General features: G+C 45.5%; 10 protein-coding genes. 3 read left to right on the top strand and 7 right to left on the bottom strand.

What is annotated here, in order from left to right; all coding sequences use genetic code 11:
* Positions 1–79: 79 nt before the first annotated feature.
* The 3 genes from ACSAZL_RS06045 to ACSAZL_RS06035 form a co-directional block, all read right to left on the bottom strand.
* Positions 80–2,830 carry a NosD domain-containing protein gene (locus tag ACSAZL_RS06045; RefSeq protein WP_440947810.1) on the bottom strand — a complete coding sequence of 917 codons (2,751 nt, stop codon included), beginning with the start codon at positions 2,828–2,830 and terminating at the stop codon, positions 80–82.
* 815 nt (positions 2,831–3,645) lie between these two features.
* Positions 3,646–5,220: a histone deacetylase family protein gene (locus ACSAZL_RS06040; RefSeq protein ID WP_440947809.1), complete on the bottom strand. Its 1,575-nt coding sequence runs from the start codon at positions 5,218–5,220 to the stop codon at positions 3,646–3,648.
* A complete protein-coding gene (locus tag ACSAZL_RS06035) occupies positions 5,217–6,929 on the bottom strand; it encodes a hydantoinase/oxoprolinase family protein (RefSeq protein WP_440947808.1) in 1,713 nt (570 codons plus the stop codon). The genes ACSAZL_RS06040 and ACSAZL_RS06035 overlap by 4 nt, the downstream gene beginning before the upstream one ends.
* Positions 6,930–7,310: 381 nt before the next feature.
* On the opposite strand from ACSAZL_RS06035, the gene ACSAZL_RS06030 reads away from it, so the two are divergent.
* Entirely contained in the window at positions 7,311–7,550 is a 240-nt protein-coding gene (locus tag ACSAZL_RS06030) for a hypothetical protein (protein WP_440947807.1), read from the top strand.
* A 204-nt stretch (positions 7,551–7,754) separates the two neighbouring features.
* On the opposite strand, the gene ACSAZL_RS06025 is transcribed toward ACSAZL_RS06030, so the two are convergent.
* Complete coding sequence (locus tag ACSAZL_RS06025) at positions 7,755–10,412, bottom strand: PAS domain S-box protein (protein ID WP_440947806.1); 2,658 nt, start codon at positions 10,410–10,412, stop codon at positions 7,755–7,757.
* A gap of 427 nt (positions 10,413–10,839) precedes the next feature.
* Between ACSAZL_RS06025 and ACSAZL_RS06020 the strand changes: the two genes are divergently transcribed.
* The gene (locus ACSAZL_RS06020) at positions 10,840–11,043 is read left to right on the top strand and encodes a hypothetical protein (protein WP_440947805.1); all 204 of its coding nucleotides are present in this window, start codon (positions 10,840–10,842) and stop codon (positions 11,041–11,043) included.
* A 65-nt stretch (positions 11,044–11,108) separates the two neighbouring features.
* Here the strand turns inward: ACSAZL_RS06020 and ACSAZL_RS06015 are convergent, their stop codons facing one another.
* Both ACSAZL_RS06015 and ACSAZL_RS06010 read right to left on the bottom strand, forming a co-directional pair.
* Positions 11,109–11,270 carry a rubredoxin gene (locus tag ACSAZL_RS06015; RefSeq protein ID WP_440947804.1) on the bottom strand — a complete coding sequence of 54 codons (162 nt, stop codon included), beginning with the start codon at positions 11,268–11,270 and terminating at the stop codon, positions 11,109–11,111.
* Positions 11,271–11,372: 102 nt separating this feature from the next.
* Complete coding sequence (locus tag ACSAZL_RS06010; RefSeq protein ID WP_440947803.1) at positions 11,373–12,623, bottom strand: Glu/Leu/Phe/Val family dehydrogenase; 1,251 nt, start codon at positions 12,621–12,623, stop codon at positions 11,373–11,375.
* A gap of 395 nt (positions 12,624–13,018) precedes the next feature.
* On the opposite strand from ACSAZL_RS06010, the gene ACSAZL_RS06005 reads away from it, so the two are divergent.
* Entirely contained in the window at positions 13,019–13,165 is a 147-nt protein-coding gene (locus tag ACSAZL_RS06005; protein ID WP_440947802.1) for a hypothetical protein, read from the top strand.
* 62 nt (positions 13,166–13,227) lie between these two features.
* Here ACSAZL_RS06005 and ACSAZL_RS06000 read toward each other — a convergent pair whose 3' ends face one another.
* Positions 13,228–14,493: a geranylgeranyl reductase family protein gene (locus ACSAZL_RS06000; protein WP_440947801.1), complete on the bottom strand. Its 1,266-nt coding sequence runs from the start codon at positions 14,491–14,493 to the stop codon at positions 13,228–13,230.
* Positions 14,494–14,680 lie beyond the last annotated feature (187 nt).

The following is a 14,680-nucleotide window of genomic DNA, read 5'->3' as shown; positions in this document are numbered from 1 at the left end:
AAAGAAAGACGAAGGCATCAAACCTCCATCATTCTTTTTTTTGCGCCTAAATTTACTATTTTTTTCTTTAATTTGCTGCTTATTTTCTCTTATTCAGGAATACTGCAAGCAGACCAGCCACACCGAGAACCATCTCAAAGCCCGGCATGCCTCTACTTTCTCCCGGTTCGGTTTCTTGTTCAGCTTCCGATCCCGTATCCTCTGTGTTCTCTTCAGAGTTATCAGGCTCGCCTTCCGGCTGTATTTCAGATACGACTTCTTCCTGAGAGGCACTTGCCTTTCCTGTTATCGCAAAGGGAGAAAATCCCGGGGTTTCGGCTGTGAAATACAGGTACTCGTTATCTTCCCCTGAAAGGCTGGCTGGCAGCTGTTCCCAGGTTTTGTTGCTGTATCTGTTCAGGGTAATGGAAGCCTTGTCGATCTTTTCATCCTGCAACCAGAATTTTTCAACCTTGAAACCGATTACAGGGTTCTCTATGTTCTTTGAGGTTGCAAACCCGCTGTTTCCAACCCATAAGTTAAAGAATTTATAGACTTCATCCGAAGGCAACCCGGAGACAAGGGTAGATTCATTCTTTAACTGCTCAGCAATGGTTGTGACTTTACCTGCGGTTTTCTTTGAATCGAAGCCTATAAACATAACACAGGTTGCGTTCTTTGTGAAGTCAAACTGCACAGCTTTTCCGTTTGTAACGAAGACCTGGGAAATTTCCTTTACTTCAATGTTTTTTGAAGATTCGGGAGAACCGCCTCCACCGCCACCACCGCTGCTTCCGCCACTGCTTCCGCCACTGCTTCCGCCGCTGCTCTTCCTCTCCACGGTTATCGTCGTGGTCTTTACGTCCGTACCGTTTGCATTGATTGCGGTCAGTTTAGCTTCGTAAGTCCCCCTGGAAGTGTATGTATAAGCAAAACTTGCCTCATTAGAGTCCTCTACTCCGTCATTGTTTACATCCCAGCTTCTTGAGGTTGCATTCTGTGAAGTGTCAGTAAAGAGGACTGTAAGGGGATAATAGCCGCTGGTGACATTCGTACCGAAGGCTGCTATGGGAAGAATTTTAGTTTCATTTTCAGTTTCATTTCCTTCGTTTTCTTCCAGCACGGTTATAACAGCAGTTTTCCAATCCGTGCCGTTTTCATTCCTTACCGTCAGATTAACTGTATAATTTTCTGCTACTGAATAGATGTATGTTGTATTCCGATCAGTTGAACTGTTCCCGTCTCCAAAGTCCCAGTTCCATTCTGTTGCATTTTGAGAGGTATCTGTAAACAGGACTGAAAGAGGAGCATATCCGCTGCTAACGTTGGTACTGAAGTTTGCAACAGGATACACAGGATCTGGCACATAGACAGCTACAAGCGGGAAACGGTCTCTAACGTTATCTGTGGTAAATTCTTTAATAACACCATTCTCATCCGTAATACCGTCCCCATCTGTGTCACCGTAGATTTGAGAGTGTCCACTTCCATCAGGCTTTCCCCAGAAGTTTCCTCCAAGGTTTGGCCCGCCGGCAATACTTCTGCCTGCAGTTTTGGTTATGTACCAGGTGTTTGAAGGGTTTCTTATCCTTGCATTGTTTTTGCTATTGAAGTAGTTGTCAAAAACCAGGTTACCATTACTGGCGGCACACATACCGATACTGAAGTTAATGCACGAGGTTATGGTATTGCTTGAGATATTGTTGCTATCAGAAGAGTTCAAATAAATTCCAAAGCTGTTGTTAGAAGCCCTATTTCTTGAAACGATGTTGCTGTTGGAAAGCGAGATTGCTATCCCCTCTCTGGCAGTGTCCGAGAGCGTATTGTTAGAAATAGTGGTCCCGCTTGAACTAAGGACGTTGATGCCTTTATCACATCTCGAAACTACATTATCGAGCAGGAAATTATTGCTGGAACTCACCAGGTAGAATCCATTCATATTGTTAGAATTTACAGTGTTGCCGGTGAGTATGTTGTTACTGCCGGCGTTTTCAAGCATAATCCCACTCCCAATGTTCGAATTCGCAATATTGCCTGAAAGTGTATTTCCACTGGCAGAAGACTGTAGATATATTCCTCTGCCGTTTTGAAACACATTGTTATCGGTCAGGTTATTGTTGTTGGAATTTGCAAGCCAGATGCCATTATCAGTGTTCAACCTGACAGTATTGTTGATAAGGTTGTTGCCGCTGCCAGCGTTACTCAGAATTATGCCGCTCATTAAATTCGAATTTACCTGGTTGTCTAAAAGCTTGTTTGAGCTGGATGTATATGTCAGGTAAATGCCTCTGTTATTTTCGGAAGCATCATTGTTTGTAAGGTTATTGTTGTTTGAATACCTCATGGCGATTCCATAATCACAGTTTGAAACTGTGTTGCTCTGCAGATTATTATTGTGAGAATTATTCAGGAAAATACTATGGGTGTTCGAAATCAGGGTATCATCGGAAACTGTATTGCCTGATATTGTGTTCCCTGAAGAAAATACCAGGTTGATTCCATTGGTATTGTTGAACAGCGTATTGCTTGCCAGCGTGATATTGTTTGAACTTGACAGATAGATACCGAAAAGCAGGTTTGAATTTACTGCATTATTCTCTAAAATGCTGTCTGTTGCGCCTTCCAGAACTATACCGTGGGTTCCTCCGGAAACACTCAGCCCTTGAATTGTTACACGATCTCCATTCTGTATTTTGATTACGTGTGAAGATGAGTCGTCCGCAACAATTCTCGTGTCTGCAGTTTTCCCGGGTTCGGACCTGATTACTAGGTCATCTTTGTTTATGAAGATGTTTTCTGTATAAGTTCCGGGTTCGACGATAATTACATCGCCAGAGTGTGCACTGTTCACCGCGTTCTGTATTGAATTCGTGGAATTGGCATGAATTTCAGCCGCTGCTCCTGCAAAGGAGCTTAGTGTGAGTATAAGAGTAGTTAGTATAAAAATTCTTAATATATTTATTCGAATTCCCCCTTACAAATAGAAGAAATTTGCGATGATACTTCCTCTAATTAATTAGGATTAACGACATGTACAATATAAATGTACTGGTTCTATATAATATTTTTCAACAGTAATAGATTTTAAAAAACAAGGACAAAAAATAGCAATATTTATTAAAAATAATTTTATATGATTTTCATCAAAATTAGCCTATTCCGGTTTAATATTATACTAATTAGATCAATAGTAGCCGATAATTCATTATTTTTTGTTTTGAATAGTCAAAATTATTTCATTTAAGACTAATAACTTTTCCAGGTATTCAGGTGGCATTTTTCAAACGGTATGATCAATTTATCCTGATAATATGATTATATTGGTTTCAAAGAGGAAGATTAATATATTCATACTGTTCACAGTGTAAAAATTGATATCTTCTATAAATTATTAGTTATACACAATAATTAGAATCCTAAAAATGAAAAAGTTAAGAAACAAAATTTGAGGAATAAAACCACTGGAGGAAAAAAATACTTGAAAGATAGAGGAACTGAGGAGGCAATACACATATTAAAATGGGAGAGAAATTAAAATGGGAAAAAAGCTCCATTCTCTCCTGATTCGCAGGAAATCTTTGATCCTGAAACGGATCGTAGCTGGCCAAACATCTCAATTCCCGATATTAAGCTGACTCTTTCTCTCAATAAGCGTTTTCTTGATTTTCAATACGAGATTTCATTTTTTGTCCTCATACTGTATTCTCTATATTCATCCGCTTTTTTATCCTGAAGGTACACGTATTCGTATTCCGGATCATTGAGCCTTTTCCTGTACTCTTCTTTGGCTTCAGCCTGGCAGCGATCACAGGCATAGATGGGGACCGAAACCCCGAATATTCTGGTATCGTTTATGCTCCTGTGGGCGTGGGAGTCTATGGTCGCATAGCCCTGACAGTCAGGACACATTCGAACCGTTTCCTCCTGGAATTCCTGTATCATATCGGTATCATAGAAGATCTGTTTTTTCCGGCGGTAAAAGTCTCCGTGTTTTGCCATCTCTGTCTCTACAAGCCTGTCCCGGTTCTTCCAGTTTTCGAGCTGAGTTGCAACAACTTCTTCCAGAACCCGCCTGTCCCTTGCCGCCTGGACAAACATTCCGGGCCTGAAGTCGGGTTCCTTTACGCAGGAATAGTCCAGTCCTGCCATGGCAAGGATTATTCCCGTATTCACATAGGGCAGCGCACTCTGGATAGCATAGCCTCCTTCAAGTACTGCCATGTCAGGGGCAAGTTTCTCGTTCAATTTTGCATAGCCCTGTGCGGAAAAGCGCATGTTTGCAAGCGGGTCGGTATAATGGTTGTCCTGCCCTGCAGAATTGAGGACAAGTTCGGGCTTGAAGTCCCTGAGAATTGGCAGCACCAGGGTATCGAGCACATAGTGGATACCCTCATCCGGTGTCCCGGGCGGCAGAGGAATATTGATTGTTCTGCCGAGAGCTTTAGGGCCTCCCAGTTCGTTCATGAAACCCGATCCCGGAAATAGCGTCCTCCCGTCCTGGTGGAAGGAGATAAAAAGCACGTCAGGGTCGTTGTAAAAGATCTCCTGTGTCCCGTCCCCATGATGGACATCGGTGTCCACGATTGCTATTCTGCGGATTCCATACTTCTTTCTCAGGTACTCGACAAGGATTGCTTCATTGTTGATATTGCAAAAGCCGCGGTTTCCGTGGGATACCGTCATTGCATGGTGGCCCGGAGGGCGGACAAGTGCAAAAGCATTTTTTACTTCTCCCCGCATGAGCGCGTCAGCAAGGACCAGGCAGCTGCCTGCTGCAATCAGGTGAGGGGTTGTAGCCTGGGCTTTTATGTCAGGAACACAGAAATGTACCCTTGCAATGTCCCTGAAATCTGCAAGGCGGGGCTTGTACTCCGTGATTTGCGGGAGATCCATCAGGCCTTCTTCAAAGATCTGGTCCCGTGTATAGAGGAGGCGCTCCTCTCTTTCCGGGTGGGTTGGAGAAATTGCCCAGTCAAAAGCCGGGAAGAAAATAAGGCCTGTCTTTTTTGCTCCCGAGCGGTCTGCCGGGACCATGGGTTCATTTTCCGGTTTATTTTTCAATTCATTTTCCGATTCATCTTCAGATTTCTGCTCTGAAGTTTTTGTTTTCATTGTAACGTCCTCTACTCTATCAGGCCTATCAGGCTCGAGTTCTTCTTTCTGTTCTTTTTTCTCTATCCCGGCATTTTTTTCGGCTCCGCCTTTGAGGGCATCCTTAATTTTCCCAAGTCCGAGTTTCATGCTTTTTCCCTCCTCTTCCATTCGGGGATCAGGCCTGCCGGGATCTGCATACTCACATCAAAAAGCCTTCCTGCCGTAAACCAGCCCTCAACCACATTAAAGACTTCACTGTTCGCAATCTCGGCTTCGTCTGCATACTCTGAAATCCCAAACCTTTTTGCCCGTTCCCGGAGGAGTTCTTTTGCAAGGGCTTCAGCTTCTTCCGAGCGCATTTTATTGAAATTTCCTATATCCGTTGAATTAAGGCTTACAATCTCTCCATCTTCTGCTACCGAATAGATCTTCTGCTGTGTATCGATACGCAGGTTAAGGGTAAGGGTTGGCCTTGCAACAGCTGCCCCTATGGCATTTCCCACTTCCGAATGTTCAGGGATAATCGGTTTTGCGTTCAGCTTTTCCGCGACTGCTGAAATCATGCCTCTTGCACCGCCCCCGATCCCCACCACATTTTCAGGCCTTTCTTTTTTCTTCTGCAGGACTTCCCATATCCTGTAAGCAGGTTCCTGTTCCCATTCAAGAAACATTTCCCTGACAGCTTTCTCTATCAGCCCTGCAGTTATGTCCACTATCAGGGAAGCAGTCTCTGTCTCGGATTTTCCCAGGCTGGAGGCAACAGATGCAATTGCCTCTTTTGCACGTTCGGAGTCACCAACCTCGACAAGCCCGAGCACTCTCAGGGCATCCGTCGGGGTCGGCTCTTTTCCTCCCATACAGTAAGCAGGACCTGCCCTTTCGGGACCTATGGTTACCAGCCTGGTCTCACTGTCTGTTTCCCTGACCCTTACAATGCTGTCTCCTCCTACCGCTATCGAGCGAACGGCAAAAGCCCGGACGTGGGTCAGAAAGTTTCCGAGTTTTGCGCCTTTGGACGCAACAAGCGGTTTTCCGGAAAGGATAAGGGCAAGGTCGGTCGTGGTCCCGCCTATGTCCACCACAACAGACGTATGCCCCTCAGGCGTGAGGGCAAGAGCGCCTATCGTACTTGCCGCAGGCCCCGAAAAAATAGTTTCCACAGGGAACTCTACGGATTTTTCAATTGGCAGGGTCCCTCCGTCAGCCTTAAGGATATATACAGGAGCCCTGATCTTCCTTTCCTCAAGGGCTTTTTTGATCTCCGCAACAAACTCCTGGTAGCGTTCCCCTGTTGCAGAAGCCAGCATGGAGGTTGCAATTCTTCTCGGGAAGTTCAGTTTCCCCGAAACCTTATGTCCGAGTTCTACTTTACAACCCGGGTGCATTTCCCTGAGGATTTCTTCTATCCTGAGTTCGTGGGAAGGGTTCCTCTGCCCGAACTTGCTCACCACGGCAGCTCTGGGAAATCCCTGTTCCAGGACTCTGTTCACCGTTTCCCGGGCCTCACCTTCGTCGAGGAGCTGGATTTCCCTTCCCCTGTAATCCATAGCTCCTTTAAGGTAAAAGCTGTCCGGAAAAATATAACTTTCAGGGTTAACGCCCGGACCCGGAATAAGCAGCAGAGCCACGCGGTCAGTTTTTCCTTCAGCAATAAGATTTGTGATTACGGTTGTGCTGAAAACCACCCTTTCAAGCTCTTCCGGGGAAACTCCTCTGCTGACCTCATCAAGAGCCCTGAGAAGAGACCTCAGAAGGTTCTCCGGCTCGGTTGAAACCTTGGCTGTACTGCATACTTCTCCGTTCCGGATAAGCACCGCATCCGTGGTGGTGCCCCCTACATCAATTCCTATAAGCATTCACAATTCGCCTATCCTCACATGGATGAATTCATCTTTCAATTTATTTCGTACTCTTTCGGTATTTGTAGCTGGACTTAATTTATGTCCAGTTTCAAATGATTTCGATATAGAAATAATTGTGTGCTCTGTTTCGACTAACGCGCCGGCACTCCGCACAGCACTCCGCCCCTAGCAATCCAGTATCCACTTTTGCGCCTGCAGGACAGAATCTTATTAACCAGATGGTAATCGTTTACCAGATGGTAAAGAAGAAAAGGACTCGAAAAAGAGTGATTCTCAATACTATTTAATTCTGTCCTCTTTGTATCCGTACAGGCTTTTTCTATTGCCTTTACGCTTTACTTTTTTCCCGTCACGTGTTATTTCCGGGTATTATTTTTGGTCTTTTCTTATCATAGGCAAGACCGCTCTCCTTCGTCTCTTTATTTTACCTTTGTTTTTAAGTTTGGTCCTCTTGAGCGAAGCGAAAAGGGCAGCTTACTGCAGAGCCGCAACTCTGCCGGGACAAGCAACTCTGCCGGGACAAGCAACTCTGCCGGGACAAGCAACTCTGCCGGGACAAGCAACTCTGCCGGGACAAGCAACTCTGCCGGGACAAAAACGACCCTGTATGGCTAATAAGGTTGTAAGGCTCAGATATATCTATACTATTTAGTCTGCTTGAGCGAGCGATAGCGAGTGAAACGGACGGCGGACTCCCGAGTCGCAATTCGGGCGAGGCGCAATTCGGGCGAGGCTCAAGTCGGTAAGGATAAAGAACTCTTGACTTTCAATTATGGGTGGCACCATCAGGGCGTCCTGCATGACTTTTTAACAGCTTTTTCAGCTCTTCCCCGGAAGGACCTTATCATCGAACCTGATAATAAATTTTGTTTCTCCCCCTTTCTCAAGCTCAATCGTCCCATCGAGTTGTTCAACAAGGGCATTTACAAGTTGCAGCCCAAGGGTTTCTGGGTTTTTAAAATCAATATTTTCGGGGAAACGTCCCCCATTATCCGAATAAACCAGCGTAAAGCTGGAATACACCCCTGAGCCTGTGTTCTGGCCTCTGCAGGACGTGCTGCAGGGTTCCGGAGTTTCAGGATTTCTACTAAGAGATATCCTTATTTCCCCCTCGGCACCTTTAGGGAACGCATATTTCAGGGAGTTTGAGAAAAGTTCGTTAATTATGATTCCAAGGGGAATTGCCGTGTCGATTCCGAGGAACACGTGGTCCACATCAAGGAAAAAACGGACTTTCTCGTTTCCGACCCTGTAAGAGTAAAGGAGCTCGGAAGTCAGTTTCCTGAGATAGGCTGCAAAATCTATGCTTATTGTGTCCTCGGACTTGTGAAGCTCCTCATGGATTATGGACATGGAGATAACGCGGTTTTCACTTTCTCGGAAAGCTTCTATAACATCTTCATCTTTGAACTTATCAGCCTGGAGGCTTAGCAGGGACGAAACTATTTGCAGGTTGTTCTTGATCCGGTGGTGAATTTCCCTCATACCGATAGCTTCGACTTTTGCAAGGGTTTCCTCGGCTTTTTTCTTCTGAGTAATATCATAAGCATAGCCCTGGATAAATTCGGCTTCTCCTGACGCGTCACAGGTGTTGTGGATTAACTCGTGAACCCACCTTACGGTCCCGTCTTTCCTCCTGAGCCGGTACTCATACTCTATAATCGAATTCGGAGAAGAGCTCATTTTTTCCCGGCTGATATCGAGTATTTGTTTGTCTTCCGGGTCAATGAGCCCACTCAAACTTATTCTGCGGGTGATAAAGTCTTCTTCCGTGTACCCGGTTATTTCCTCAACAGCTCCCTCCATGAAGAGAGGGGTAAACTCCCTGTTCATCTTAAATGAGATTCCTTTGAAGTTCTGTAAGAATGAACGGTAGAGCTCTTCGCTTTCCTTCAGTTTTTCCGAGGAAAGTTTGATTTCAGTAATGTCTTTCATCACCCCGAGGACTTTGCATACGCAGCCGTCTTCATTCCTTAGATAGACCCCTTTGTTTTCCACGAAAAAATAGCTTCCATCTTTCCGCCTGAACCTGAATTCTTCATCGAACTTTTCTCCCGTGTTCCAGCACTTTTTAAATTCCTGCTGCACTCTTCTGCGTTCTTCGGGATGAATGTGATCAAGCCAGTCATAGTAAGTAAAATCCTGCATCTCGTTGTAACTGTAGCCCGTGAGTTCCGTGACTGCCCCTGCCCATTCACCATGTCCGTCCTGCAGGTCAAATTCGTATATCAGCTGTCCTGTCTGTTCGGTAGCCAGCCTGTACCTTTCTTCGCTTTTTACCAGGTTTTCTTCGGTACGTTTGCGCCCGGTTATGTCAAGCATTACTCCTACAAGCCCTTCCACAGTCCCGTTAAGGTTCCTGTATACGGCTTTATTGAAAAGAAACTGCCGGACGATCCCGTCAGAACACATGACTTTTGACTCATAAACCTGGCTCCCCCCTCTCTGAAGGAGCTGCCGGTCCACCCTTCTGTAGGCGTTTCCAAGCTCCGGGGAAATCTCTTCGGAAAGTTCATCTGTAGAGCACCCGGTTACCTTTTCCTTTGAGCTCCCGAGAATCATCCTTGCAAAGAGTTCGTTACAGCCGCGGTAGACCCCTTCTTTGTCCTTATAGAATACGGGAGCAGGAATAGTATCAAGTAGAGTTTCAAGAAAATGTATCTCATCCCGGAGGGTACCTTCTACCCTATCTCGTTCAATGGTTAACGAAATCAGGAATGCAACGTCATTCAATAAATAAGCTTCTTCTTTTGTAAATTTCTCTTTTTTTGTGCTGTGAACTGCCAGCACTCCATAGGGCCTTTCAACACTTCCGATCAGGACACTTATTCCTGCCTTGATTTTCTTATACCCCTTGAGCCCCATTCCCTCAATGGAGTCCTTTCTGTTTAATTCTTCTATCAGGAGAGGTTTTTTTGAAAGCACTGTGTACCCGGCAATTGAAGCCGTATCTCTTTTAATAACCCTGCCTATATCTTCGATCTTCCATCCAATCCCCGTTTCGAACAAAAAGTTTCCATCAGGCAAAAGTTTCAAAATCTTGCAATATTCTACGTCAAGTGTAGCAGCAATCAGGGCTAAGGAGTTGTCCATCAGGGTCCGAAGGTCCGGGGTTTTGATGGCCAGTTCGGCAATCTGGGCAAGGGCTTCGTGATGCCTGTCTATAGAATTCAATTTTTTGTCAGCCTGTTTAGAAAAAGTGGCATCCAGCGCGTGGAGAGTTACACATTTCCCGTCAGTAGAAGGGATGAAAGTGGCTGAATATGTTTTTTCACCTGCATCAAGTTCCATGAATTCCGGCTTCTTCTTGAAGGTTGCTTTCCGAACGGTTTTCTGGATTTCTACGGGAACTTTTTCTCCTACCTCGCTTTTCCATGTTTCAAGCAACAATTTTCCTGCTTTATTAGTGTAGAGAATTACTCCCTCTTTTTCTATTCTCAGGACAGGGCTGGGGCTGTTTAAAAGTAATTCTTCCATCCAGTTTTCTTCGGCTTCGCATTTTCTCTCAATAATGTTTATGCTATAACCCCCGCCTTTAAGTGCCTGGGCTTAAGTGCCTGCTCTGCTCTTTCTTAGCCGTTCCCCAATGTTTAGAGTATCCATTCAGAGTTCCGGGTTTTTAAAATTCGTTTTTATGAAATCCCTTTCGGTAGTCACATGTATGATAAGGTTATTGACATATTAATATTTTGGAAATAACTCTAAAGAAAATTAAAAAAGTTGGAGTGAGGTATGACGCCATTCACAATTTTTTTCCGAACATGAATATATAAAAGGCCTGTCATTAGGAGTACGCAATACCGGTAGAAATCTACAACATATCTCCAGAACGCATATGAAAATGCAATGACTGCCACATGAAAAAATAAATATAACTTCGCTTTTTCTTTAAGAGGATGTCTTTATGGAGGATTTTGGCCCTATGGAGGACTTTAACCAGCTCAAAAGAAAACTTGATGCGATGAGTGTACCGGAACTTTACGAGTATGTAAGAGCAAAATATCCTGATAATGAGGACCTTGCACTCGGATCTAAAAAGATAATTATCAGGAAGGTCCTGAACTTTGAAAGAAACCGTCTGAATGATCTGGAAACGGCCGGTCAGTAAGGTTTATACGTTCATTTCCAGACTTCATTTAAAAGTCCTGCGTCTTTGAACGTCACACTTAAACGTCACACTTTTTCAAACATTTCTCTCGGAGCTCCGCACCGGGGGCATTTCCAGGATTTCGGAAGCTCTTCAAATTTGGTGTAAGGAGCTATGGACTGTGAAGAATCCCCTGGGCCCGGATTGTAAAGGTATCCGCAGTTGCCACATCTGTACGTTCGAATCACCTGCCTGTTTCGCTGCGTGTATTCGTTAATACCTGTATTCGTTGTTTTCCGAACTTTTCATTTTTCCTTTCTTTTGCCGCTTCAGGCCTATTTTTCCGGGTCTCAGATCCAGCCCCTGAGCTGCATGGCTTCGACAACCCTGCCAACAGCAAGCGTATAGGCAGCCTGCCGCATACCAACGTTGTTCTTTGCCGCAAAGTCGAACACTGAATGATATGCTTCTTTCATCTTTTTTTCCAGGCGAATTTCAATTTCCTCTTCTTCCCACTGTATGCTGGACTCATTCTGCACCATTTCAAAATAGGAAACAATGACTCCTCCCCCGTTGCAAAGGATATCGGGAATTATATGGGTCCCGTTTGCACGAAGTACTTCTTCTGCTTCTCGGGTCGTGGGCCCGTTAGCCATTTCGGCGAGAATTTTCGGTCTGACCTTTTCCGCATTCTCTATATTTATTACGTTTTCAAGGGCAGCCGGGATAAGGATATCTACGTCGAGTTCCAGCAGCTCTTTATTAGTGAGATTTTTCGCTTCCGGATAGTCCAGTACAGAACCTGTGGTATGTTTGTACCCGGAAACATCTTCAGGGTCAAGCCCGCTTTTGGAATAGATAGCCCCTTTGCTGTCGCTTACGGCCACAACCCTGCAGCCGAAGAGTTTCTTTGCAAGGTATGCCGCATGATATCCAACATTTCCGAATCCCTGAACCGCGACAGTTGCGCCTTTAAGCTCCACTCCCCGTACTATTGCAGCCTCCCTTATCGCATATAAGCCGCCCTTAGCCGTTGCATCAAACCTGCCTGCAGAACCTCCGAGACTTGTGGGTTTGCCTGTGATGGCGCCAAAAACGTTTTTTCCTGCAAGTTTCGAGTACTCGTCCATCATCCAGGCCATAATCTGCGGGTTTGTATACATGTCAGGAGCAGGTATGTCCCTGTCAGGGCCTATAATCTGGTAAACCCCGCGGATGTATGCTCTGCTCAGGCGCTCCAGCTCCCTGTGTGAGAGCTCTTTCGGGAAGCAGACGACGCCTCCTTTTGCCCCGCCCAGAGGCAGTTTATGGAGAGCGCATTTCCAGGTCATCAGGGCTGCAAGAGCCCGGATCGTCTCCATTGTCTCATCCGGATGAAAACGTATCCCCCCTTTGGTAGGTCCCAGGGCTTCGTTGTACTGAACCCTGAAGCCTTTGAAAACCTTTATGGAACCGTCATCCATATGGATAGGCAGGGAAACGTAAAGTTCTCTCATAGGCATTTTCAGGAAAGCTTCCATGTCAGGAGTAAGCCTGAGGCCTGCAGAACACTTGCAAAGGTGCTGTTTTACATCATCAAGAAGTTTAGAACCGGAACTCACAGGTACCCCCTTTACTATAAGGAATTTCCGAAATTTATAGCCCTCACAGTAAAAAAACCAGAATTTCAAACCAGGACTTTGAAGTAAGATTTTAAAGCAAGACTTTAAACTAGGACTTTAAAACCAGGACTTTAAACTAGGACTTTAAAACCAGGACTTCACAATTTGAGCAAGCTGCATTGTCAGATACAAGAATTTTTCCACTAATCTTAAATCTGAAAGCTAGCCACTGAAAGTGCAAAAATCAGAAATTTTTTGTTCCTATTATTCAGAGAATTTTATGTTTGTTTCTACCCGCCTTTTGGGAAGACCGCCCTCCTTCGTCGAGCTGGACAAAAACGACTCAATATAGCGAGTAAGGTTGTATAGATCGAAGACCTGTGATTTTAGTCCTCTTGAGCGAAGCGAAAAGGACAGCGCACTGCAGAGCCGCAACTCTGCTGGCGCAACTATGCCGGCGCAACTATGCCGGCGCAACTATGCCGGCGCAACTATGCCGGCGCAACTATGCCGGGACAAGAACGGTCCTGTACGGAGAATAAGGCTGCAGAGTCAGGGATCCTGTAATCCATTTTACCCTGGAGATACGCTATACCACAAACCTTTAAAAAAGCGTCTTTAAAAATGTCCCGAAGGCTTTCATGAGCCTCAGGGAGTTTCCTGAAAACATAAGTTTCTTCATAAGGATAGATGGATGGTCCATATCCCCGTACTCCGTGATTGTATTCAGGATGGAAGGAGTGTTTAAGGAGCCTATGAGTTCGTTTAACTGGTTATCTTCCAGCTTTCCCGTATAATCATGGATTTTCATGCCTATTTCGAGCTCTCTTGCCAGGCCCTTTCGCCAGAGCCGGTCATATTCGGAAAGCCGGCGAGCGGAGTTGTCTCCCTCAAGGGCAGCCTCAGCTGCAATTTTTCCTGCAATTTTTGCTGCAAAAGCTCCTGTATAAACTCCGCCTGCGGACGTGGGTTTAGCCTGCCCTGCAGCATCCCCTGCGAGCAGGATGCCGTCAGAAAAGGTTCTTCCCTGAGGGCCGACGGGAATTCCTCCAACCACGAAATCAAGCATACCGCCCGAATACCTTGCTTTTATGTGCGGATTTGAACAAAGGAGTTTTTCGAGATAGAAAAGCGGAGAGTTTTCTCCAGGCCCGCTTTTGCCGGCAAGCCCCGGATCAAGTGCAAGCCCGATTCTAGAGACTTTTTCGTTAAGAGGGACGGTCCAGGCAAAGAAACCGGGGGCTGAAGAGCCGGGAAACAGTTCTACAAAGTCGCTGTCATCCGAGGCATAGGGAGCTTCGATCTGAATGCCGGGGAGTATGCGCGCAGGTTTTCCGAGGCCTGCATAGCTGGCTATGCGGCTTTTTACCCCGTCTGCTCCGATAACTACGGACGTGGATATTGTTTCGGGCTTTCCGTTCCTGAGCACTTTGAGCTTTACAGGAGAGCCCTTTTCTTTTTCGTTTCCTTTTGTCCCGGTTCCGGCTTCAGAGTCCTCTTTTTCAAATCCTGTAGCCCTTGTTTTTAGGGAGAGCTCAACACCTTCTTCCACGGCCATTACCGCAAGGGCGCGGTCAAAATTTTTCCGGGAAACAACATATGCCTTGGTCTTCTTTCCATCAATCGGCAGGCACTGCCCGTCAGGGGCATGCACAAAAGCCCCGCGCACGGAGTTGAACACAAATTCGTCCGAGGGCCTGAGTTCGCACTCTTCGACGGCTCTTGTGCTCAGAAGCCCTGTACAGCCGACAGGAGACCCTATAGAGGAGTGTTCTTCAAGCAGAAGGACCTTTGCCCCGTTCATTGCTGCATAGCGGGCAGCAGTGGAGCCGGCAGGCCCGGCTCCTACCACAACAACATCATACTTCATACCTTATCACGTTCGAATAACAGACTTATCTTTGCGAGAGACTTTAATACTTTCTCAGGAAGTTTAATGTTTTGCAGGGAAACTTAAATAAAATTTTATGAAATTTAACTTTATGGGAGACTTTAATTCGACTTCAGGAAGCTTAATATATTCGTAATTCATATACTGGAGATAAATAACAGCTTAA

This window comes from Methanosarcina mangrovi, assembly GCF_052057765.1.
GTDB lineage: Archaea > Halobacteriota > Methanosarcinia > Methanosarcinales > Methanosarcinaceae > Methanosarcina.
Note: the sequence above shows the minus strand (reverse complement) of the source record. Positions and strands in the feature narration are given on the sequence as shown.